This window comes from Streptomyces sp. NPDC002588 (genome assembly GCF_040295925.1).
Taxonomy (GTDB): domain Bacteria; phylum Actinomycetota; class Actinomycetes; order Streptomycetales; family Streptomycetaceae; genus Streptomyces.
Genome location: NZ_JBEOWF010000007.1, coordinates 161,049 through 181,353 on the forward strand (window position 1 = coordinate 161,049; position 20,305 = coordinate 181,353).

The 20,305-nt window shown below is 72.0% G+C and carries 20 protein-coding genes and 1 pseudogene; 11 read left to right on the plus strand and 10 right to left on the minus strand.

What is annotated here, in order from left to right; genetic code table 11:
* Positions 1 to 17: 17 nt before the first annotated feature.
* Positions 18 to 644, minus strand: a complete 627-nt coding sequence (locus ABT057_RS10200; protein ID WP_352342028.1) for a winged helix-turn-helix transcriptional regulator — start codon at positions 642 to 644, stop codon at positions 18 to 20.
* Between the two features lie 87 nt (positions 645 to 731).
* On the opposite strand from ABT057_RS10200, the gene ABT057_RS10205 reads away from it, so the two are divergent.
* The 4 genes from ABT057_RS10205 (at position 732) to ABT057_RS10220 (ending at position 3,738) form a co-directional block, all read left to right on the plus strand.
* A complete protein-coding gene (locus ABT057_RS10205; protein WP_352342029.1) occupies positions 732 to 1,940 on the plus strand; it encodes a pyridoxal phosphate-dependent aminotransferase in 1,209 nt (402 codons plus the stop codon).
* Between the two features lie 74 nt (positions 1,941 to 2,014).
* Positions 2,015 to 2,605: a histidine phosphatase family protein gene (locus tag ABT057_RS10210; RefSeq protein ID WP_352342030.1), complete on the plus strand. Its 591-nt coding sequence runs from the start codon at positions 2,015 to 2,017 to the stop codon at positions 2,603 to 2,605.
* Between the two features lie 38 nt (positions 2,606 to 2,643).
* Positions 2,644 to 3,273: a hypothetical protein gene (locus tag ABT057_RS10215; protein WP_352342032.1), complete on the plus strand. Its 630-nt coding sequence runs from the start codon at positions 2,644 to 2,646 to the stop codon at positions 3,271 to 3,273.
* 42 nt (positions 3,274 to 3,315) lie between these two features.
* A complete protein-coding gene (locus ABT057_RS10220) occupies positions 3,316 to 3,738 on the plus strand; it encodes an acyl-CoA thioesterase (protein WP_352342034.1) in 423 nt (140 codons plus the stop codon).
* Between the two features lie 68 nt (positions 3,739 to 3,806).
* Here ABT057_RS10220 and ABT057_RS10225 read toward each other — a convergent pair whose 3' ends face one another.
* The 6 genes from ABT057_RS10225 to ABT057_RS10250 all read right to left on the minus strand — a co-directional run bounded on the left by ABT057_RS10225 (position 3,807) and on the right by ABT057_RS10250 (position 7,676).
* The gene (locus ABT057_RS10225; protein WP_352342035.1) at positions 3,807 to 5,186 is read right to left on the minus strand and encodes an 8-oxoguanine deaminase; all 1,380 of its coding nucleotides are present in this window, start codon (positions 5,184 to 5,186) and stop codon (positions 3,807 to 3,809) included.
* Positions 5,187 to 5,196: 10 nt separating this feature from the next.
* A complete protein-coding gene (gene pucL, locus ABT057_RS10230; RefSeq protein ID WP_352342036.1) occupies positions 5,197 to 6,096 on the minus strand; it encodes a factor-independent urate hydroxylase in 900 nt (299 codons plus the stop codon).
* Between the two features lie 4 nt (positions 6,097 to 6,100).
* Positions 6,101 to 6,457 carry a hydroxyisourate hydrolase gene (uraH, locus tag ABT057_RS10235; protein ID WP_352342037.1) on the minus strand — a complete coding sequence of 119 codons (357 nt, stop codon included), beginning with the start codon at positions 6,455 to 6,457 and terminating at the stop codon, positions 6,101 to 6,103.
* A gap of 6 nt (positions 6,458 to 6,463) precedes the next feature.
* Positions 6,464 to 6,973 carry a 2-oxo-4-hydroxy-4-carboxy-5-ureidoimidazoline decarboxylase gene (uraD, locus tag ABT057_RS10240; protein WP_352342039.1) on the minus strand — a complete coding sequence of 170 codons (510 nt, stop codon included), beginning with the start codon at positions 6,971 to 6,973 and terminating at the stop codon, positions 6,464 to 6,466.
* 89 nt (positions 6,974 to 7,062) lie between these two features.
* Entirely contained in the window at positions 7,063 to 7,431 is a 369-nt protein-coding gene (locus tag ABT057_RS10245; RefSeq protein WP_352342041.1) for a helix-turn-helix domain-containing protein, read from the minus strand.
* On the minus strand, positions 7,428 to 7,676 hold the full coding sequence (locus ABT057_RS10250) for a YkoF family thiamine-binding protein (protein WP_352342042.1): 249 nt from the start codon (positions 7,674 to 7,676) through the stop codon (positions 7,428 to 7,430). The genes ABT057_RS10245 and ABT057_RS10250 overlap by 4 nt, the downstream gene beginning before the upstream one ends.
* 131 nt (positions 7,677 to 7,807) lie before the next feature.
* On the opposite strand from ABT057_RS10250, the gene ABT057_RS10255 reads away from it, so the two are divergent.
* From ABT057_RS10255 to ABT057_RS10265, 3 genes are all read left to right on the plus strand, one after another.
* Positions 7,808 to 8,053, plus strand: a complete 246-nt coding sequence (locus tag ABT057_RS10255) for a hypothetical protein (protein WP_352342044.1) — start codon at positions 7,808 to 7,810, stop codon at positions 8,051 to 8,053.
* Positions 8,054 to 8,087: 34 nt separating this feature from the next.
* On the plus strand, positions 8,088 to 8,807 hold the full coding sequence (locus tag ABT057_RS10260; protein WP_352342045.1) for a TIGR04222 domain-containing membrane protein: 720 nt from the start codon (positions 8,088 to 8,090) through the stop codon (positions 8,805 to 8,807).
* A gap of 121 nt (positions 8,808 to 8,928) precedes the next feature.
* Positions 8,929 to 9,588: a hypothetical protein gene (locus ABT057_RS10265; RefSeq protein WP_352342047.1), complete on the plus strand. Its 660-nt coding sequence runs from the start codon at positions 8,929 to 8,931 to the stop codon at positions 9,586 to 9,588.
* 17 nt (positions 9,589 to 9,605) lie between these two features.
* Here the strand turns inward: ABT057_RS10265 and ABT057_RS10270 are convergent, their stop codons facing one another.
* Positions 9,606 to 11,189 (minus strand): AMP-binding protein, encoded by a 1,584-nt coding sequence (locus ABT057_RS10270; protein WP_352342048.1) that lies wholly within the window; start codon positions 11,187 to 11,189, stop codon positions 9,606 to 9,608.
* Positions 11,186 to 12,862, minus strand: a complete 1,677-nt coding sequence (locus tag ABT057_RS10275) for an AMP-binding protein (protein WP_352342050.1) — start codon at positions 12,860 to 12,862, stop codon at positions 11,186 to 11,188. The genes ABT057_RS10270 and ABT057_RS10275 overlap by 4 nt, the downstream gene beginning before the upstream one ends.
* A gap of 253 nt (positions 12,863 to 13,115) precedes the next feature.
* On the opposite strand from ABT057_RS10275, the pseudogene ABT057_RS10280 reads away from it, so the two are divergent.
* The 3 genes and pseudogenes from ABT057_RS10280 to ABT057_RS10290 form a co-directional block, all read left to right on the plus strand.
* A pseudogene (locus tag ABT057_RS10280) lies at positions 13,116 to 13,339 on the plus strand (helix-turn-helix transcriptional regulator); the annotation flags it as partial.
* Positions 13,340 to 13,713: 374 nt separating this feature from the next.
* The gene (locus ABT057_RS10285; protein WP_352342052.1) at positions 13,714 to 16,530 is read left to right on the plus strand and encodes an ATP-binding protein; all 2,817 of its coding nucleotides are present in this window, start codon (positions 13,714 to 13,716) and stop codon (positions 16,528 to 16,530) included.
* A gap of 235 nt (positions 16,531 to 16,765) precedes the next feature.
* Positions 16,766 to 17,557, plus strand: a complete 792-nt coding sequence (locus ABT057_RS10290; RefSeq protein WP_352342053.1) for a S1 family peptidase — start codon at positions 16,766 to 16,768, stop codon at positions 17,555 to 17,557.
* Between the two features lie 113 nt (positions 17,558 to 17,670).
* Here the strand turns inward: ABT057_RS10290 and ABT057_RS10295 are convergent, their stop codons facing one another.
* The gene (locus tag ABT057_RS10295) at positions 17,671 to 18,783 is read right to left on the minus strand and encodes a winged helix DNA-binding domain-containing protein (RefSeq protein WP_352342054.1); all 1,113 of its coding nucleotides are present in this window, start codon (positions 18,781 to 18,783) and stop codon (positions 17,671 to 17,673) included.
* A 117-nt stretch (positions 18,784 to 18,900) separates the two neighbouring features.
* Here ABT057_RS10295 and ABT057_RS10300 point away from each other — a divergent pair, with 117 nt between their 5' ends.
* Positions 18,901 to 20,040, plus strand: a complete 1,140-nt coding sequence (locus tag ABT057_RS10300) for a magnesium and cobalt transport protein CorA (protein ID WP_352342055.1) — start codon at positions 18,901 to 18,903, stop codon at positions 20,038 to 20,040.
* The last annotated feature ends 265 nt before the right edge of the window (positions 20,041 to 20,305 follow it).

A 20,305-nucleotide genomic window follows, 5' to 3' on the forward strand; every position in this document is an offset into this window, starting at 1 on the left:
GCGCGGTGGGCCCTTTCTCATGCCTCCCGGAGCTCTTTCGCGAGCGTCCCCTCGCCGGTGACCTCGATCCGCCCGGCGCGTACGGCGTCCAGCAGGCCCAGCTCCCCGCGGGCGACGGCCGCACCGGTGTCGGCGTCCAGCGAGAGCCGCGCGTCGGGCTCCCGGGGGGCGCGGCCACCGCCGAGGACCGGCCCCTCCGCCTCCCCGAGATACAGGTGGAAGTCCCCTTCCTCCAGCCGGACTTCGACGAGCCCCTCCCCCTCCAGCGAGCGCAGCAGCGGCAGCGCGAACCAGTGGGCGCGGACGGCGTCGGTGGGCGTGCGCTCACCGAGCTCACCCTCGCCCCACTTCCCCAGAGCCTGGATCACCGGCAGCAACTCCCGCCCTCGGGGCGTGAGTTCGTACACGTAGGCCGCTCCCGGCGGCGGCAGCCTGCGGCGGGTGGTGAGGCCGTCGCGCTCCATGTCCCGCAGCCGCCCGGCGAGTACGTCCGTGCTGACGCCCGGCAGGTCGGCGTGCAGGTCCGTGTAGCGGCGCGGGCCGGCGAGCAGCTCCCGGACGATCAGCAGGGTCCAGCGGTCACCGACGACGTCTAGCGCGCGGGCGGCGGAACAGTACTGGTCGTAGCTTCGGCGAGGTGACATGGCACGCAGTCTAGACATGTCGTTGGACTTTCCAAGCTGGAACTTGGTAAAACCAAGCAACACCACGAACCGGAGGGGCGAGCGCGCATGGAGTTCCGGCAGTCGAACAAGCTGAGCGAGGTCTGTTACGAGATCCGCGGCCCGGTGGTCGAGCACGCGAACGCGCTCGAGGAGGCCGGCCACAGCGTGCTGCGCCTGAACACCGGCAACCCGGCCCTCTTCGGCTTCGAGGCGCCCGAGGAGATCCTCCAGGACATGATCCGGATGCTGCCGCAGGCGCACGGCTACACCGACTCGCGCGGCATCCTCTCCGCCCGCCGGGCCGTGGCCCAGCGCTACCAGACCCTGGGCCTGGAGGTCGGCGTCGACGACGTCTTCCTCGGCAACGGCATCTCCGAGCTGATCTCGATGGCCGTACAGGCCCTGATCGAGGACGGCGACGAGATCCTGATCCCCGCCCCCGACTTCCCCCTCTGGACGGCGGTGACCACTCTCGCGGGCGGCAGGGCGGTCCACTACCTGTGCGACGAGCAGGCCGACTGGTACCCGGACCTGGACGACATGGCGTCGAAGATCACCGACCGCACCAAGGCCGTCGTCATCATCAACCCGAACAACCCCACCGGCGCGGTCTACCCGAAGGAGATCGTCGAGGGCATCCTCGACCTCGCCCGCCGGCACGGCCTGATGGTGTTCGCCGACGAGATCTACGACCAGATCCTCTACGACGACGCCGTGCACCACTCGGCCGCCGCGCTCGCCCCCGACCTGGTGGTCCTCACCTTCTGTGGCCTGTCGAAGACGTACCGGGTGGCGGGCTTCCGCTCGGGCTGGCTGGTGGTGACCGGGCCCAGGCAGCACGCGAAGGACTACCTGGAGGGCCTCACCATGCTGGCCTCCATGCGGCTGTGCGCCAACGCGCCCGCCCAGTACGCCATCCAGGCCGCGCTCGGCGGCCGGCAGTCCATCCGCGACCTCACCGCCCCCGGCGGCAGGCTCCACGAACAGCGCAACGTGGCCTGGGAGAAGCTCAACGAGATCCCGGGCGTGTCCTGCGTGAAGCCGAAGGGCGCGCTGTACGCGTTCCCGCGCATCGACCCCCAGGTGCACCCGATCCACGACGACGAGAAGTTCGTCCTCGACCTGCTGCTGCAGGAGAAGATCCAGGTCGTGCAGGGCACCGGCTTCAACTGGCCCACCCCCGACCACTTCCGCATCCTCACCCTCCCGCACGCGGAGGACCTGGAGACGGCCATCGGGCGGATCGGGCGGTTCCTCAGCGGATACCGGCAGTAACCGGTAGAAAAAGCAGAAAACAGGCAAGAAGACCTACGGCAGGGAGGCAGGGGGTACGGCAGGGAGGACACGCGGTGGGCGACCTGTTCCTCGTCCGGCACGGTGAGACCGAGTGGTCGCGCTCCGGGCGGCACACCGGCTGGACGGACGTCCCGCTGACCGAGGACGGGCGGGCCGAGGCACGGCGGCTCGCGCCGCTGGTCCGGTCGCTCGAGGTCGGCGCCGCGTTCGTCAGCCCGCTCCGGCGGGCCCGCGAGACGGCGGAGCTGATCGGGCTGCGGGCGCCGCGGGTCGACGCCGATCTGCGGGAGTGGGACTACGGCGGCTACGAGGGTGTGACGACCCTCGAGATCCGGCGCACCCGGCCCGGCTGGTTCCTCTTCAGGGACGGCGTCGCGCCCGGCCCTCCCCAGCACCCCGGCGAGACGCCCGAGCAGGTCGGGGAGCGCGCGGACCGGATGCTGGCCAAGGTGGAGGCGGAGCCCGCCGCCGGCGTGGTGCTGGTGGCACACGGGCACGTCCTGCGGGTGCTGACCGCGAGATGGCTCGGCCTCGCGCCGTCGGCGGGGGCGCTGTTCCAGCTCGGGACCGGGACGCTCGGCCGACTGGGCACGGAGCACGGGCGGCCGGTGATCGCCGCCTGGAATGTCAGAGCCCAGCCGTAGCCTTCGAGAAGAGGACACCGGACTGGGAGGGAGCCGCCGTGACACGACCGCCGACCGCCGCGCAGCGGCGGGTGATCGACGCCGCCGAGCCCGTCACCGGGCGGCTCAGGGGTACGGAGGCGCAGCTCGCGGCACTGGTGGGGCGCGGCCTCGCGTTCCGCCACCCGCGGCCGCCGCACGACCACTTCCTGACTCCGGCGGGGCACCGGCTGCGGGAGGCCGAGCCGGAGCGGGAGCCGGTTGCCGAACCCCCGCGGCCCACCGCCGGCGGCTTCGCGGCTCGCGTCGGCGGCGAGGAGGACGCCGGACCCTCCGGTCCCGCCCGCGCCCGCGAGGTGCACAGCGCCTGGCAGGGGCTGCTGGAGCTGCGCCGGATGACCAATGCCGACGGGGCCACGGACCGGCCGTGCGGCTGGGAGCGGCAGCATCTCGTGCGGGCGGCCGCGCTGGCGCTGGAAGCGGCGGGACACCCGCCGGCCGGCCCCGGGACTCCCGGCTATCGGGTGCGGGCCACCCCGCAGCCCGAGGCCGTCGCGGTGCGCGGGCCTGACGAGGCGACTCTGCGGGCCTGCGCGGCGACGCTGGAGAAGGCGGGCTGGCAGGCCGGCGAGCACACCGATCCCCGGACCAGAGCGCGCTATCTGCTGGCTTCCCCGCGCCGGGTGTAGCAAGCATGCCAAGATCGATGGCGTCGAGGAGAAGGGGAAGCAGTGACCGAGCCGTTTTCCGTCCGGATCACCGTCCGCGGGTACGAGACGGACGTGCAGGGGCACGTCAACCAGAGCGTGTACATCAACTACGCGGAGCACGCCCGCTGGTCCCTGCTGCAGGCCGCGGGCATCAGCCAGGCCGGTCTGAACGGAAGAGGGGTGGGTCCGGTCGCCCTGGAGACGACCATCCGCTACCAGCGGGAGCTCCTCGCCGGTGACGAGATCGACGTGACGTGCGCCTTCGAGTGGGGCGAGGGCAAGACGTTCCGGATCCACCAGACCATCCGCAGGACGGACGGCACGGTGGCGGCCGAAATCGTCGCCGTCGGCGGGCTGTTGGACCTGAAGGAACGCCGGATGGTGAAGAACCCGCAGGGCTGGTTCAAGGAACTGGCGTCGGATCCCGGTCTGTTCGGGCTGTAGTCACCACTCGGGTCACGGCCTGCCCGAACGCCTCACGGTGATCCCGCGCCCGTTCCCGGTACGTCCGCTCAGCCTGCGGCCACGATCCGTGCGAGGCGCTGGGCCTGCTCTCTCGTCGAGCGGGCGACGGCGTCCTCGTCGGCGGTCAGCAGGCGGCCGTTCTCGACGATCTGACGGCCGTTCACGAACGAGGCGGTGACCGGGGCCGGTGCACCGAAGACCAGTGCCGTGACCGGGTCGGCGATCGAGGCGTGGGCGAGGGTGTCCAGCCGCCACAGCACCAGGTCGGCGAGCTTGCCGGGCTCCAGGGAGCCGATCTCCCGGGCCCGGCCCAGGACCTGCGCGCCGCCGAAGGTGCCGAGCCGCAGGGCCTGACGGGCGTTCAGGGCGGCCTCGCGGTGGGCGCCGAGGCGGTTGACGAGCAGGGCGTTGCGCAGTTCGGTGTGGAGTTCGCCGGACTCGTTGGACGCCGTACCGTCGACCCCGAGACCGACCGGGACGCCGGCGGCGAGCATGTCCGGGACCCGCGCGATCCCCGCGGCCAGGCGGGCGTTGGAGGACGGGCAGTGGGCCACGCCGGTCTTCGTCCGCGCGAAGGCGGCGATGTCGGAGTCGTTCATGTGGACGCAGTGCGCCATCCACACGTCGTCGCCGAGCCAGCCGGTGGACTCGAAATAGTCGGTCGGGCCCATGCCGAACAACTCGTGGCAGAACTTCTCCTCCTCGACCGTCTCCGATCCGTGGGTGTGCAGGCGCACACCGAGGCGGCGGGCCAGCTCCGCGCCCTCACGCAGGAGTTCGGTGGAGACCGAGAAGGGCGAGCAGGGGGCGACGGCGATCCGGGTCATCGCGTCGAAGGACGTGTCGTGATGCCGTCGTACGGTCTCCTCGGTGGCGGCGAGGGCGCCTTCGAGGGTCTCGACCGCGAAGTCCGGAGGCAGACCGCCGTCCTTCTCGCTGCGGTCCATGGAGCCGCGGGCGAGGGTGAAGCGGACACCCATGTCGCGGGCGGCGCCGATGATCGCGGCGGAGAGGTCGCCGGAGCCCTCCGGGAAGACGTAGTGGTGGTCCATGGCGGTGGTGACACCACCGCGGGCCATCATCGCCAGCGACCCCTCGGCGGCGGCGCGGACCATCTCCTCGTCGATGCGCGCCCACATCGGGTACAGCGCGACCAGCCAGTCGAAGAGGTTGTGGTCGGTTGCCAGGCCCCGGGTGATCCACTGGTAGAAGTGGTGGTGGGTGTTGACCAGGCCCGGGGTGACCAGATGGCCGGTGGCGTCGATCCGCCGGACGACGTCGTCCAGGTCCGCCGGGGCCGGGCCCGCACCCACCGCCTCGATGCGGTTGCCGGCCAGGACGACATGTCCGGCCGCGTACTCGGTGTCGTCGGCGTCGACGGTGGCGATCGAACAGTTCTCGATGACGACGCGCTGGGCTGCTGCCATGGTCCGTCCTTCAGAGGTGGGTGAGGTCCGCCGGGATCTTCGCCTCGCAGCCGTCCCGCAGGACGGTGGCCTCGATCAGGCCGTACGGGCGGTCGGCCGCGAAGTACACAGCTCCGTCGGGGGTGTCGTTCTCGAGCCCGAACGGGGCCAGATCCACCAGGAAGTGGTGCTTGTTCGGGAGGGAGAAGCGGGTCTCGTCGATCTCCTCGCGGCGGTCGATGATCCGCGAGCCCATCGCGTACAGCGTCTGCTGGAGGGAGAGCGAGTACGTCTCGGCGAACGCCTGGAGCAGGTGCTTCCTCGTCTGCGCGTAGGAGTCGTCCCAGTCGGGCGTCTCCTTGGCGTCGTCGGACCAGCCGAAGCGCCAGCGGGCGGAGACCTCGGTGGCGAGGATGCGGTCGCGTGCCTCGGGAAGCGTCGTGTACCTGTCCTTGACGTAGCCCCAGAACTCGGAGTCGGTGGTGTTCATGACCACCAGGTCCTTCAGCCCGGAGACGACCTCCCACGACGAGCCGTCGAAGGTGATCTGGGTGCAACGCGTCTCCTGCCCCTGACGGACGAAGGAGTGCCGGCTCTCCGGGGTGTCGATGCGCTCCCAGGCGTACTCCTCGATGCGGATCCGGGCCCGGTGGATCGGCTCCTGCGAGGTCACGAAGTGCCGGGCGAGGTGGATGCCGAACTGCTCGGCGGACTCGATGCCGTGTTCCTTGGCGAACGCGTACACCGTGTTCTTGGTGGTGTCGGTCGGCAGCACGTTGGCGTTGGAGCCGGAGTAGTGGACCTCGTCCATGTCGCCGCTCAGCGACACTGACACGTTGAGGTCCTTGATGTGGTGGGTGGCGCCGTCCCGCGTGATCTTCACGACCCGGTTCTCGGCCTTGCCGTACTGGTTCTGTCCCAGGATGGGCATGGAGCTAGCTCCCTCGGTATACGGAGTAGCCGAACGGGTTGAGCAGCAGCGGTACGTGGTAGTGCTCGCCGGGTTCCACCGCGAAGGTGATGACGACCTCCGGGAAGAACACGGCACCGCTGTCCCGTTCGGCGAGATACGGCTCCACGGCGAAGTCGAGCCGTACCTGGGTGGTCCCTTCCGGCAGGGCCGGGAGGTCCCTGCACCGGCCGTCCGCGTCGGTCGCGGAGCCGCCGAGCGCCTGCCATGCGGCGTCACGGACCGCACGGACGGAGAGCCGGACGGCGACGCCCCGGGCGGGGCGGCCGACGCTGGTGTCCAGGATGTGCGTGGACACGGAGGCGGTGGTGCCGGTGCTCATGCTTCGTCAGTCCTCTTCGGCGAGTCGGGCCAGACGGATACGGTTGATCTTGCCCAGCTCGGTGCGGACGATCTCACGTTCCTGCTCCGGCGCGTTGCCGAGTCGCTCCTTCACCGCGTCGCGCATCTGCTCGCCGGTGCGGCCGGTGGCGCAGATCAGGAAGACATGGCCGAACTTCTCCTGGTAGGCCAGGTTGAGTTCGAGCATCTCCGCCCTGAGCTCCGCGGAGGCGTCCGCCATGCCGCGCTGCTCGCGGGCCGAGGCGGGATCACCCGGCTCGGGGCGGCCGATCGGCGGATGCCCGGCCATCGCCTCGGCCAGGTCGGCCGCGGTCAGCCCGGCCGTGGCGGAGTCGCTCGCGGCGTACAACCCGTCGGCGGTGGCGTAGGGGCGGGCCGCGAGCAGCCGGTCCGCCCACGCCGTGGAGGCGCACGCGTCGAGGAGGACGGCACGGGCCGCGGACTCCTCGAGCGCGTTGAACCGAGCCAGGCCCGGGGGCGTGGAAGTCGAAGTCACGGGGTCAGCTAACGCCTCCCCACGACACCACGTCAACACTTTGTTGAAAATTCCGGGTTACGAGCCCTCGTGCGTCCGCAGACCTGCGATCAGGCCTCTTTCTCGCGGTTGAGGTAGTTGTAGACGGTGAAGCGACTGACCCCGAGGGCACTCGCGACGGTCTCCACGCCGTGCCGGACGGAGAACGCGCCCCGCGCCTCCAGCGTCCGCACGACCTCCTGCTTGGCCTTGCGGTCCAGGTCGGCGAGGGGCCTGCCCTTCTTGCGCTCCATGGCAGCGAGGATGTGATCGAGGGAGTCGGCGAGCTGGGGCAGCCGCACGGCGACGACGTCGGCGCCCTCCCAGGCGAGGACCACGTCGTCAGGTCCGGCCTCGTCGGGCGGGACCATCTCCCCGCCCATCGCGTCGACCAGCGGTTTCACGGCCGCGATGAAGGGCTCGTCACCGGCCCCGGTCACTCGCCCTCCCCGAGGACGTTGACCTGGAGCGAGATCCGGGTGGCGCCCGCGCCGAGCGACTTGCGCAACAGGGTGTCCACGGCGGCGAGCACGGTCTCGGCACCACCCTCCACGGTGTTGCCGAACGGCCCGACGTCCACCGCGTCCAGGTCCGCGGCCTCGATCACCTCACGCGCGGCCAGCGCGTGCGGGGGTGCCTCGTCGAGGTCGAAGGGCTCGGTGGTGAACTCCACTTTCAATCGCACGCCCTCAACCTAACGCCCTGTACGGCTTTCGCCGAGCCCTTGGTCGAGGACGGCGAAGGACCCCGTGCGGCGGCGCGAACGCCCTCGCGCCCGGCCTCGCGCCGCCGGACGCCACCACGCATCCTGAAGACATGGGCAATCCGACGCCGTACCCGCACATCGTCGTCCACGCACCCGCCCTGGACGGTTCCCGCCGGGTGACCTCGGGCGACACCGTCCTCGGGGTCGCCTCGCACCTCGACGACGTGGTCGAGATCCTGCGCCTGGCCGACCTGGACCGGATCGAGGTGGAGGTGGACGACCTCATCGAGTGGCAGGGCGGCGGCCCGGACGACTGGCCGGGACTGACGGAGCCCCACGGACCGCAGGTGCCGTAGGCCGGGTACGACAACCTCAAATCAACCTCTGAACATGGTTCCAGAGGCTTCGACCGGCCCTGGGGCGGGGCACATTGTGGTCAGGCGGGACCCGTCGGCACGGGGGCGGCGGGCCCCGCCGCAGGGGGTCACCATGAGCGTCGACAGTCCGGTCCTGCTTCAGCCGTACGAGGTCGCGCTGCTGCGCGGCGGCCCACGGGCCGCCGTCACCGCGGCCGTCGTCGATCTGCATCTGCGGGGCGTCGTGGAGGCGGGCCGGCCCGGCAGACTGCGGACCTCGGAGGCCTCCGAGGCTGCCGGCCAGGCCCCGCCTCCCCTTCCACCGCTGGCCGAGGCGGTGCGCGAGGCACTCGTCCAGCCCGTCGGCCTGCCTGAGCTGTCGACCCGGCCCGCCGTGCGCGCGGCCCTCGCCGACCTGGTGAAAGCCCTGCGGTCGGCGCGGCTCCTGCGCGTCCTTCCGCCGCGCCGAAGCCGCGCCGGCCGGCGGACACTCGCGGCCCTGCGCGCCGAGCACCCCCTCCCGGAGAGCAGGAAGGGGGTCGCGGCGGACGCCGCCGTCATGGCGGTCGCCCTCCACGGCGAGGCTGCGCTGAGCCTCCTCGTGCCGCGGTTCGCGATGCGGGCGGGGCTCGTCCCCCGCGCGGAGGTGACGGACGACAAGGCCTTCCACCGCCGTGCACCTCGCGGTGGCGGCGGCGGAACCGGGGGCGGCTTCTCGTGCGGCGCAGGGGCCTCCTGCGGGAGCTCGTACTGAATCAGTCGATCACCGGACCCCGAGTGCCCTGATCGACGAACGCGGCGCCCGCCGCGCAAGTGGGTGCGCCAAGGTCGTCAAGAGACGGACAAGAGGGTTCCGAAGGAGGACGATGGGGGTCATGTCCGAGAGCGTGCCGGTGCGCTGTCCGGCCTGCCGGACCGAACGTGCCTTCACAGCGCCGTCCTATCCGTGCGCGTGCGGCGCCCTCGTCACGCCGGTGCTCGACCGGCGGGCGGCGCCCACGGCGGTCGCCCACCGCGCGTGGGACGAGGAGTGGATCACCCTGCGCTGCGGGGCCTGCGGCCGCCGCGGCCAGTGGCCGCGCCCGGAACTGGGCTGCCCCTGCGGGACTGCCCTGAGGATCCCGGTGACCGAGGCACCGCTGACCACACCCCGTCGGCCCGTCTTCCGGTCCGTGGCCATACGCACCGCTCTCGACGCCGTCACGGCCGCCGCGCTCTATCTGCGCTGGCTCGGCTACGGCGACGTCCGGCGGGCCGACCAGCGGCCCACCGCCGGGATCGGTCTCGCCGCCCGCGGACTGCTGGCGCAGGTGGACCCGAGGGTGAGCCCGGCCTCGCTGCGGGACGTGGAGTGCCTGTGGCTGACGGCGATGACACAGTCCGCGGACTGCGTGTACTTCTCCCTGTCCGGGTACGCCGAGGAGGCGAGGGCCGGGGCCGAGCGGCTGCGCGTCCCGCTGTTCGTGCTGGACCTCACGGGCACCCCGCAGCCCGTGAACACGCAGGCCGCCGCCCTGGACGCCCAGGGCGCCTGAGGCGACGGCGTCACGGCTCAGGCGCCGTAGGTCTCCCGCAGCTCGATCTTGCGCACCTTCCCGGACACCGTCATCGGGAACTCCTCCAGCACCCGGATCCGGCTGGGGATCTTGTAGTGCGCGAGCCGGCCCTCGCAGTGGCCGCGCAGTTCCTCAAGCGTCGGCGGATCGGCCGCGTCCCGCGGGATCACACAGGCGAGCACCTCCTCGCCGTACATCTCGTGCGGCACTCCGACCACCTGGACGTCCCTGATCTTCGGGTGGCCGTGGAGGAACTCCTCGATCTCGCGCGGGTAGATGTTCTCCCCACCCCGGATGATCATGTCCTTGATGCGGCCGACGATCTCCACGTAGCCGTCCTCGCGCATCATCGCGAGGTCACCGGTGTGCATCCAGCGCCCCGGGTCGATCGCCTCGGCGGTCTTCTCGGGCTCGTTCCAGTAGCCGAGCATCACGCTGTAGCCGCGGGTGCACAACTCGCCCGCGCTGCCGCGGGGTTGCGTGACCCCGGTCGCGGGGTCGACGACCTTCACCTCGATGTGCGGCAGGACTCGGCCGACCGTGGCCGTGCGGTGTTCCAGGTCGTCGTCGCGGCGGGTCTGGGTGGAGACGGGCGAGGTCTCCGTCATGCCGTAACAGATGGACACCTCCGCCATGTTCATCTCGGCGACCACCCGCTTCATCACCTCCACCGGGCAGGGTGAGCCCGCCATGATGCCGGTGCGCAGGGAGGACAGGTCGTACGTCGCGAAGTCGGGGAGTCCGAGCTCCGCGATGAACATGGTCGGGACGCCGTACAGGGACGTGCACCGCTCCCGGCGGACCGCCTCCAGGGTGGCCTTCGGGTCGAAGGAGGGGGCCGGGATCACCATGCAGGCGCCGTGTGAAGTGGCCGCCAGATTCCCCATCACCATCCCGAAACAGTGGTAGAAGGGCACCGGGATGCAGATCCGGTCCTGCTCGCTGTAGGCGATCATCTCGCCCACGAAGTAACCGTTGTTGAGGATGTTGTGGTGGGAGAGGGTGGCTCCCTTGGGGAAGCCGGTGGTGCCCGAGGTGTACTGGATGTTGATGGGGTCGTCGCAGGAGAGCTCGGGGAAGGAGGCGTCCGGGGCGGCCCGGGCGAGCAGGGCCTCCCAGCTCGGGTCGCCGAAGTACACCACCTCGTGCAACTCGGCGCAGCCGGGCCGCACTTGGTCGATCATCGCCCGGTAGTCACTGCTCTTGTGGCCGAGCGAGGCGAAGAGCAGCCGGACTCCGGCCTGGCGGAGGACGTACTCGACCTCGTGAGTGCGGTAGGCCGGGTTGATGTTCACCATGACCGCGCCGACACGGGCGGTGGCGTACTGGACGAGCACCCACTCGGCGCAGTTGACGGCCCAGATGCCCACCCGGTCGCCCTTGGCGACGCCGGAGGCCAGCAGCGCGGAGGCCAGCCGGTCGACGTCCGCGCCGAACGCGGCGTACGTCCAGCGCCGGCCGGACGGTACGTCGACGAGCGCGTCGCGGTCCGGCCAGGCGGCCACCGCCCGGTCCAGGTTCGCGCCGATGGTGTCGCCGAGGAGCGGGGCGCCGCCGACGCCGTGCGTGTACGAGTTCACCGGAAGTCCTCCTCGCGGTACTCGTCCGCCGAACCCGCCGCCGTCGCCTCCCGCAGCTCGATCCGGCGGATCTTGCCGCTGACGGTCTTGGGCAGCGGCGCGAACTCCAGGCGGCGGACGCGCTTGTAGGGCGCGAGGACCTCCCGGGAGTGCTCGAACAGCACCTTCGCGGTGTCGGGGCCCGGCTGCCAGCCCTCGGCGAGCACGACGTAGGCCTTGGGCACGGCGAGGCGCAGCGCGTCGGGAGCGGGCACGACGGCCGCCTCGGCCACCGCCTCGTGCTCCAGCAGCGCGCTCTCCAGCTCGAACGGGCTGATCTTGTAGTCGGAGGCCTTGAAGACGTCGTCGGCGCGCCCGACGTAGGTGATGTAGCCGTCCGCGTCGCGGGCGCCGATGTCGCCGGTGCGGTAGTAGCCGCCGGCCATCGCCTCCGCCGTGCGGTCGGCGTCGCCGTGGTAGCCGGTCATCAGGCCCACCGGCCGGTCCGCGAGGTCGAGCGCGATCTCGCCCTCGTCCGCGCCGGGCGCGCCCGAGACCGGATCGAGGAGTTCGACGCGGTAGCCGGGGCTCGGGCGGCCCATGGAGCCGGTCTTGAGTTCCTGGCCGGGGCTGTTGGAGACCTGGACGGCGGTCTCGGTCTGCCCGAAGCCGTCCCGGACGGTCACCCCCCAGGCGCGGCGGACCTGCTCGATCACCTCGGGGTTCAGCGGCTCACCGGCCGCGACGATCTCCCTCGGCGGGGTGCGCAGCTGGGTGAGGTCGGCCTGGATCAGCATCCGCCAGACGGTGGGCGGGGCGCAGAAGGTGGTGACGCCGGCCCGGTCCATCTCCGCCATCAGCCGGCCCGCGTCGAAGCGCGTGTAGTTGTGGATGAAGACGGTCGCCTCGGCGTTCCAGGGCGCGAAGAGGTTGGACCAGGCGTGCTTCGCCCAGCCGGGCGAGGAGATGTTGAGGTGCACGTCGCCCGGCTTCAGACCGATCCAGTACATCGTCGCCAGATGGCCGATCGGGTACGAGGTGTGGGTGTGCTCGACCAGTTTGGGGCGGGCGGTGGTGCCGGAGGTGAAGTACAGCATCAGGGGGTCGTCGGCGTGGGTGGGTCCGTCGGGGGTGAAGCCGGCGGGGGCGTCGTACGCGTCCTCGTACGGCTGCCAGCCCTCGGGGGCGCCGCCGACGGCGGTGCGGGTGTAGTCCCCGGGCACCTCGTCGAACTTGCCGGTGTCCTCGGCCCGCACCAGGACGTGCCGCACCCGGCCGCGCTCCACGCGGTCGCGCAGGTCGGCGGCGCCGAGGAGCGGGGTGGCGGGGATGACGACGGCGCGCAGCTTCATCGCGGCGAGGGCGGTCTCCCACAGTTCGGCCTGGTTGCCGAGCATGACGAGGATGCGGTCCTCGGCGGCGACCCCGCGCTCGCGCAGCCGGTTCGCGACCCGGTCGGAGCGGTCGGAGAGCTCGGCGAAGGTCAGCCGGGTCTCGGAGCCGTCCTCCTCCACGATGTGCAGCGCGGTGCGGTCGTTGCCGTCCGCGATGACGTCGAACCAGTCGAGGGCCCAGTTGAACTGCCGCGGGCGGGGCCACCGGAAGCCCTCGTAGGCGGCCGCGTAGTCCTCGCGATGTGCCAGCAGGAAGTCCCGTGCCCTGCGGAACAGCTCCGTCGCCGTCGCCGTCGTCATCTGTGTCCTCCTCGCTCTTCGGTCGATCGCCTGCGGGGCGCCCCCGGCCGGTGCCGGGATCCCGTCCGTGCTCGCACGCTCGGCATCGGCGCGCCCCTCCGGCTCACTCCCGCGGTGCCGGACCATTGCCGGGCGGCTCTCCGACATCGTGTAATCCGTGATGCAGGTCTCACTACCCCTGAACGGAGTGTGCGGCACCAGGACACTCCCCGGTCACTCGGAAAGGGCGAGGACGTGGCGGCAGACCTGGGCGGGGCGGACACGGATGCGGATCGGCGAGTTCGGCGGCGCGGCCACGCTCGCGCCGCAGGGCCTCGCGGTGCCCTCCGGCAACGGCCTCGGCGGCAAAGGCGGTCGGGCGGCCCGTGCGCGGTGAGCGACCACTCCCTGTCCCGGCAGATCAGCCACGAGGACGACGCGGCTGTCGCCGAGGAGGGCCTGCGCCCGGTGCCGGCGGTCCCGGTGAGGCGCACGCGGCCCCGCGCGCGGAACTGCCGGACGCCTGCGGGATCTGACACCGGGCCACGGCGAGCCGCGGGTCACGCCCGCCCCGCGTGAACTGGGCGTGCCGGCCTGCCTGGCCGGGGAGGCCGTGACTTCCGTGAGCCGGCGCGAGACTGTTCCTGTCGGTAACACGGCCGTGGAAGAGTGCTCCCACGCCCCGCGCGCGGGGCGGACGGACCGCTCGGATCAAGCCAGGAAGGAACCGCGACGACCACTATCCATTCACCCGCCGCCGCAGTGAATTTCCCTATGCGTCACGTTGTTATATCCCTCACCACGCCGTCCCTCCGAAATTCAAAGCGACATTGCCTAGAATTTGGCCCGGACACGACACTCGGAGGGGAGCGGTGACCGTGCGACGGGACATCAAAGAGCCTGCCAGAGGCCGCCCCGACCTGGTCATCGGCAGGGAGGAGCTGTTCGGCTCCGCCCGTGACCAGTTGACGCGCGGCGGCAGCGTGCTGCTGCACGGCCCCGCCGGAATAGGAAAGTCGACCGTGCTGCGGGCATTGGCCGCGGATTACGGCGACGCGGCGCACACCGTGTTGCGCTGCTCCGCGACCGAGTCCGAATCCCACCTCCCCTTCCTGGCCCTGGCCGACCTCTTCGGTCTGGTCGTGGACGAGATCTCGGACAAGCTGCCGACGGCCCAGCGCACGGCCCTGGAGTCGGCGCTCACCGGCCGCGGCGAATCGACCCTGCAACGCGACGGCCTCGCCCTGCGCCTCGCCGTGCTGTCCGCCCTGCGCGCCCTCGCCACCGCCGGCCCCGTCCTGCTCGTCGCCGACGACATGCAGTGGCTGGATTCGGCCAGTGCCGAACTCCTCGGCTTCGCCGCCCGACGCCTCGGCGACACCCCCGTCCAGCTGCTGTGCGCGGTACGGACGGAGGGCCAGGAGTATGACCGCCATCTACGCGCGTCCCCACCCGACACCCTCGCCGTCCGGCTGAACCCGCTCTCCCGCGCCCAGGTCTCCGCCCTGCTCGACCACCGCGGCTACACCGACCTGCCCCGCTCCACGGTCCGCGAGATCCACCGCACCAGCGGCGGCAACCCGCTGTTCGCCCTCGAGATCGGCCGCGCCCTCGGCGAGAACCCGGCCCCGCCGCGCCCCGGCGAACCGCTGCCGGTGCCGACCTCGCTGCGCGCCCTGGTGCTCAGCCGCCTCGACATGCTCTCCGCCGAGGCCCGCCGCACCCTGCTGGTGGCCAGCGCGGGCGCCCGCCCCACGCTGGCCCTGCTGCACGCGGCCGGCCGGGAGAACGCCGAGGCCGAGACCGCCCGGGCCGCCGAGCTCGGCCTGCTGGCGACCGAACCCGAGGGCCCCGCCGTACGCTTCGCGCACCCGCTGATCTCGGCGGCGCTGTACGCGGAGGCGCCCGCGCAGGAGCGCCGGGCCGCGCACGCCGCGCTGTCCACCGCCGCCTCCGACCCGATCGAGCGGGCCCGCAACCTCGCCCTGGCCACCACCGGCACCGACCCGGAGGTGGCCGCCCGGCTCGCCGAGGCCGCCGCCCTCGCCCGCGACCGCGGTGCCCCGTCGGTCGCCGCCTCGCTGGGGCTGCTCGCCGCCCGGCACGCCCCGCCGGACGGCGCCCCCGCCCCGGACGAGCACCGTCTCCAGGCCGCCGAGGACGCGATCATCGCCGGTGAGGTGGACCTCGCCCGGGACATCGCACGCGAGGTGCTGACCCGGGCCACCGTGCCCGCCGACCGGATCCGCGCCTGGGAGGTGGTCATCGAGGCCGCCGGACAGGCCCTCGGCGACGTCGACGCCGTCTTCCCGCAGGCCCTCGCCGACGCCGGCGACGACCCGCGGCTGCTCGCCCTCGTCCACTACCACCTCGCCTGGCGCAAGCTGATCGTCGAGGGCGACTTCTCCGAGGCCCGCCAGGAGGCCGCGCACGCGGCGGAGCTCGCCGCGCGCGGCGGCGACCGGCGCACCGAGCTGATGGCGCTGTCCTTCCAGTCCTCCACCGAGACCCTGATGGGCCATCCGAACGCGCCCGCGACCATCAAGCGGGCCCTGAAGGAGCCTCAGGACCCGTATGTGGCGTGCCATCACAACGGCGTCGGCGCGGCCCGGTTCCGCTGGCTGCTGATGAGCGACCAGCTGGCCGAGGCCCGTACGACCATCACCGCGCTGCTGCGCGAGGTCCGCAGGCGGGGCATGGTCGAGAGCGAGGTGCACTTCCAGCGCTTCCTGGCCGAGACCGAACTGCGCTCCGGACACTGCGGGCGCGCCCTGGACCTGTCCCGCGAGAGCCTGCGGCTCGCCCGCGACTCCGGCATCGGCCTCGGTGCGTCCGCGATGCTCGCCTCCCTCGCCGAGGCCTCCGGCGGCGACCTGGACCGGGCGCTGGCCCTGGCCCGGGAGGCGGCGGTGCGCGCCGAGGAGGACGGCGACCACATGTACCTCTCGCGCGCGCTGGCCGCGCTGGGCCACGCCCAGTTGGTGGCAGGGGACGCGGCGGGCGCGGTCGGCTCGCTGCGCCGGGTGCGGGAACTGGAGGCGGGTCTGCGCATCACCGACCCGGCGCGCGGCCGCTGGCACGGCGACCTCGCCGAGGCACTGGTCCGGATGGACGAACCCGGCGAGGCGCAGGACGTCATAGACCAGGCCCGCGAGCACGCGCTGCGGCTCGGCCGGGAGAGCGTGCTCGCCGTACTGGACCGGGCGGAGGCCCTCGTCCGGGCGGCACGCGGCGACCACGAGGCGGCCCTCGCCCGGCTGACGTCCGTTCAGGACCGGCTCGCCAAACTGGGCTACGGGCTGGAAGAGGCCAGGGCCGCGTTCGCGCTCGCCCGGCTGCGCACCGGGCGGCCCGGTCCGACCTCGTACGAGGAGGCGGCGCGGCTGTTCCGGCGGTGCCGGGCGCTGCCCTGGCTGCGCCAGGTGGAGGAGGCGGCCGCGCAGGGCGCGGCCGAGCAGGTCGCCGCACCCCCGCGGACGCCCGCGGCCGACGCCCTCGACGGCCTCGCGGCGATGGAGCGTCAGGTCGCCGCGCTGGTCATGGAGGGCGCGACCAACCGGGAGATCGCCGCGCGGCTGTTCATCAGCGTCAAGACGGTCGAGGCGACCCTGACCCGGGTCTACCGCAAGCTGGGGATCCGCTCCCGGGTGGACATCGTCCGGCTGGCGGCGGGGCGCCACGCGAAGTGACGCGCACGGGGGTTAACTGCCGTACGCGGGTTGACCGGGGACCCCACTCGGGTTGACCGAGGGTTTTCCCTGCCCCGACGCCCCTAGGGGGTTCCCTCATTGGGAGGAGGGGGCCGAGGCCCCTAGCGTTTGGGCTGTGCCGCTCGCCCGGGCACACGGGGGTCGGTCCCGCGGCCCCCGTGCAAAACCCCCACACCCGCGCGACCCCCACCGGCAATCCCCCACGAGGAGACGCATGTTCGGGCTCAACCGCGCCAAGAAGGCCGCAGCCGTCGTCGCGGCCACCGCGGCTGCCGCGGCGACCGCACTGCTCAGCGCCCCCACCGCTGTCGCAGCCCCCCAGCCGATCGTCGGCGGAACCACCACGACCACGACCACCTACCCGTTCATGATGCAGATCACGGACGCCTCGCAGAACCAGTTCTGCGGCGGCACCCTCGTCTCTGCGACCAAGGTGGTCACGGCCGCGCACTGCATGGTCGGCGAGACCACCAGCAGCGTGCGGGTCGTCGGCGGCCGGACGTACCTGAACGGTACGAACGGCACGGTCAGCCGAGTGAGCAAGATCTGGATCAACCCGGACTACACGGACGCCACCAACGGCGACGACGTGGCCGTCCTGACCCTTTCGACCTCGATGCCGTACACCACGGCGTCGTACGTCTCCTCGTCCCAGACCAGCGTGTACGCGGCCGGCACCACGGCCCGCATCCTCGGCTGGGGGACCACCTCGGAGAACGGCAGCTCCTCCAACCAGCTGCGGACCGCGACCGTGCCGATCGTGTCCGACTCCAGCTGCAAGAGCTCCTACGGTTCCGACTTCGTCGCGACCGACATGGTTTGCGCCGGATACACATCCGGTGGCGTAGACACCTGCCAGGGCGACAGCGGCGGTCCCCTGCTCATCGGGGGCGTCCTGGCAGGGATCACTTCTTGGGGCGAGGGCTGCGCGGAGGCCGGTTACCCGGGTGTGTACACCCGGCTGACCACCTTCTCCAGCCTGGTGACCACTCAGGTCAACTCGTGACCGAGCAGTTTTCCTGAGCACCCCTCAGGTGAAAGACCAGGGGGCGCTGCGAGCCTCCACGAGCGGCCCGCAGCGCCCCCTCTCCATGCGCACTCCCCGTGTCCGTGACCTGTTCACCGCCCTACGACGGTCCCGAACCGGATGTCGTACGCCGCCGCCGGACACAGCGCCCGCAGCATCCGCTCCCCCTCCCCCGTCACCTCCTCCCGCTGCGTCCCGGTCAGCCGGCCGAACGGCTCGACGACGAGCGCGTCCTCCGTCAGCTTCCACACCCCCGCCAGGAACCCGTCGACGAGGAGGGTGCGGTGGGCCTGGTTGCCCTGCCGGCTGCGGCCCCGGTACTCCGCGGGCACGACCCGGGTGCGGTCGGCGTGGGAGAGAAGCAGGTTGTCGAACTCGGGGAGGAAGCGGGGCGGGGCCGGGGCGGCGGGGTCGGGGCGCGGGGCGCCGGGCAGGTCGAAGAGTTCGGCTCCCCGCTCGTCGCGGAAGGTGAGCAGACGGGGGCGCAGGCGCTCGAAGGCCGGGCGCAGCCGGGTGAGTCCGGCCCAGGTCTGCATGTCCTTGACGGAGGCCGGACCGAACGCGGCGAGGTAGCGCAGCACGACGTCGTCCGGGGCGGGGGCGGGTCCGGCGGGCCGGCCGAGCCAGTGCTCGGCGGTGGTGAGGGCGACCTGCCCGCTCCTCCCCCACAGCCCGCGCGGCGTGACCTGGACGAGCGGCAGCCTGCAGCGGGCGGCGACGGCGAGGGACTGCGGATCGGCGTCCGGCCACTCGGCGGAGAGTGCCTCGCGCAGCTGCTTCATGGTGCGCGGCTCGGCCTGCACGAGGTCCCGGGCGAGGGCGGCGAGCCGGTCGAGGTCGACGCCGGCGAGTCCCGTGCGGAAGCCGGTCAGCTCGCGGTCCCGGGCGGGCTGGACGAACGGCCGCAGGGTGAGGCAGTCGTCGGCGGTGTGGGTGTGGATCGTGGACCGCATGGTGACGATCCGGACGACCTCGCGGTCCGCCATCAGCGTCGACAGTTCCTCGGGGACGAAGCGGTCGAGGCGGGCGGCGAGCGCGCAGTAGGGCGGGTTGACGTTCTGCGCCTGCAAACCCACCAGATGCTCCACCGCCGCCTTCGCCGACAGCGCGGCGGGCCGCAGGAGCAACTGCCGGTCGAGGGTGGCGCGGCCCAGGGCCCGGTCGGAGAGCACGGGGCCGGCCGCGGGCGTCGTCGTCTTCGTCATGTACCGCAAGCTAGCGCCCCGGGGAGGGGGCAGCCCCGGGACGTCGTATGCCCGGTATATCCTGCCCCGTGATCATGCGGACGTAGGCTCCACCGACGCGACCGAGAGGCAGCCACGATGCCCGATCGCCGCAGCACCCGGAAGTCCGTCTGGCGCCGCGCCCTGCCGCCTCCGCCGGATCCGGACGGGTCGCACCCGCCGGGGACTCCCGGGGATCCCCCGAAGACGGCCGAGGTCGCGAGTGTCGTCCAGGCCGTGCTGTACCGCGACGGCGTCCGCGTCTACGCCCCCGACACGCTCGCGGAGACCTACCGGGCGCTGCGGGAGCGGCCGGCCGGCATGGCGTGGATCGGGCTCGCCCGCCCGACCGAGGCCGAACTGCACTCCCTCGCCGCCGAGTTCGACCTCCACCCGCTCGCCGTCGAGGACGCGAAGGAGGCGCATCAGCGGCCCAAGCTGGAGCGCTACGGCGAGACCCTCTTCGTCGTCCTGCGCGCCGCGCGCTATCTCGACGCCCCCGAGGAGATCGACTTCGGCGAGCTGCACGTGTTCGTCGGCCCCGACTTCGTCATCACGGTCCGCCACGGCGCCGCGCCCGATCTGTCGGCGGTGCGGCGCCGTATGGAGGAGACCCCGGAACTGTTGGCGCTCGGCCCGGAAGCGGTCCTCTACGCGATACTGGACGCGGTCGTCGACGGCTACCTGCCGGTCGTCGCCGGCGTCCAGAACGACATCGACGAGATCGAGACGGAGGTCTTCCGCGGCGATCCCGCGGTCTCCCGCCGTATCTACGAACTCTCCCGCGAGATGGTCGAGTTCCAGCGCGCCACCCGCCCTCTGGTCGGCATGCTGCACGGTCTGATGGCCGGTTTCTCCAAGTACGGCACCGACGACGAACTCCAGCGCTATCTGCGCGACGTCGCCGACCACGTCACCCACACCAGCGAACGCGTCGACGGCTTCCGCCAGGCCCTGACCGAGATCCTCACCGTGAACGCGACGCTGGTCAGCCAGCAGCAGAACGCGGAGATGCGGGCGTTGGCGGAGGCGGGGTTCGAGCAGAACGAGGAGATCAAGAAGATCTCCAGCTGGGCCGCGATTCTGTTTGCTCCCACACTCGTCGGCACCATCTACGGCATGAACTTCTCCCACATGCCCGAGCTGCACTGGGGGTTCGGATACCCCTTCGCGATCGGCTTGATGGGGGTTGTATGCGCCAGTTTGTACGTGATTTTCAAGCGACGGGACTGGCTCTAGAGGTCGAGCCCTCGCCCACGCGAAGTTTCCGCTGTTCACTCTCGCACCTCCCCAAAGCGGGGCCCCGACCGGCTCTGGGGAGCCTCTGGGGAGAATCCGGGGAGAACCCGGGGAGAATCGAATGCCACTCCCCACCTTCTGGCAGGCGCAACGAACCCGCCAGGTCTCCCCGTTCCCCGGCTTACGTGAGACGGACGCTCAGAGATGACCTTTGGCGGCAACGGTGGCAGGCGCCCGGTACGAGGTGTCCGTCCAGTTGCCGACT

What these genes read in the sequence shown, in the direction of transcription:
- ABT057_RS10225 (WP_352342035.1), bottom strand. Translation starts at nt 5,186, where the DNA reads ATGGCAGCAGCCCAGCGCGTCGTCATCGAGAACTGTTCGATCGCCACC.
- ABT057_RS10200 (WP_352342028.1), bottom strand. Translation starts at nt 644, where the DNA reads ATGTCACCTCGCCGAAGCTACGACCAGTACTGTTCCGCCGCCCGCGCG.
- ABT057_RS10300 (WP_352342055.1), top strand. Translation starts at nt 18,901, where the DNA reads ATGCCCGATCGCCGCAGCACCCGGAAGTCCGTCTGGCGCCGCGCCCTG.
- pucL (WP_352342036.1), bottom strand. Translation starts at nt 6,096, where the DNA reads ATGCCCATCCTGGGACAGAACCAGTACGGCAAGGCCGAGAACCGGGTC.
- ABT057_RS10260 (WP_352342045.1), top strand. Translation starts at nt 8,088, where the DNA reads ATGGTTCCAGAGGCTTCGACCGGCCCTGGGGCGGGGCACATTGTGGTC.
- uraH (WP_352342037.1), bottom strand. Translation starts at nt 6,457, where the DNA reads ATGAGCACCGGCACCACCGCCTCCGTGTCCACGCACATCCTGGACACC.
- ABT057_RS10295 (WP_352342054.1), bottom strand. Translation starts at nt 18,783, where the DNA reads ATGACGAAGACGACGACGCCCGCGGCCGGCCCCGTGCTCTCCGACCGG.
- ABT057_RS10255 (WP_352342044.1), top strand. Translation starts at nt 7,808, where the DNA reads ATGGGCAATCCGACGCCGTACCCGCACATCGTCGTCCACGCACCCGCC.
- ABT057_RS10290 (WP_352342053.1), top strand. Translation starts at nt 16,766, where the DNA reads ATGTTCGGGCTCAACCGCGCCAAGAAGGCCGCAGCCGTCGTCGCGGCC.
- ABT057_RS10205 (WP_352342029.1), top strand. Translation starts at nt 732, where the DNA reads ATGGAGTTCCGGCAGTCGAACAAGCTGAGCGAGGTCTGTTACGAGATC.
- ABT057_RS10265 (WP_352342047.1), top strand. Translation starts at nt 8,929, where the DNA reads ATGTCCGAGAGCGTGCCGGTGCGCTGTCCGGCCTGCCGGACCGAACGT.
- ABT057_RS10275 (WP_352342050.1), bottom strand. Translation starts at nt 12,862, where the DNA reads ATGACGACGGCGACGGCGACGGAGCTGTTCCGCAGGGCACGGGACTTC.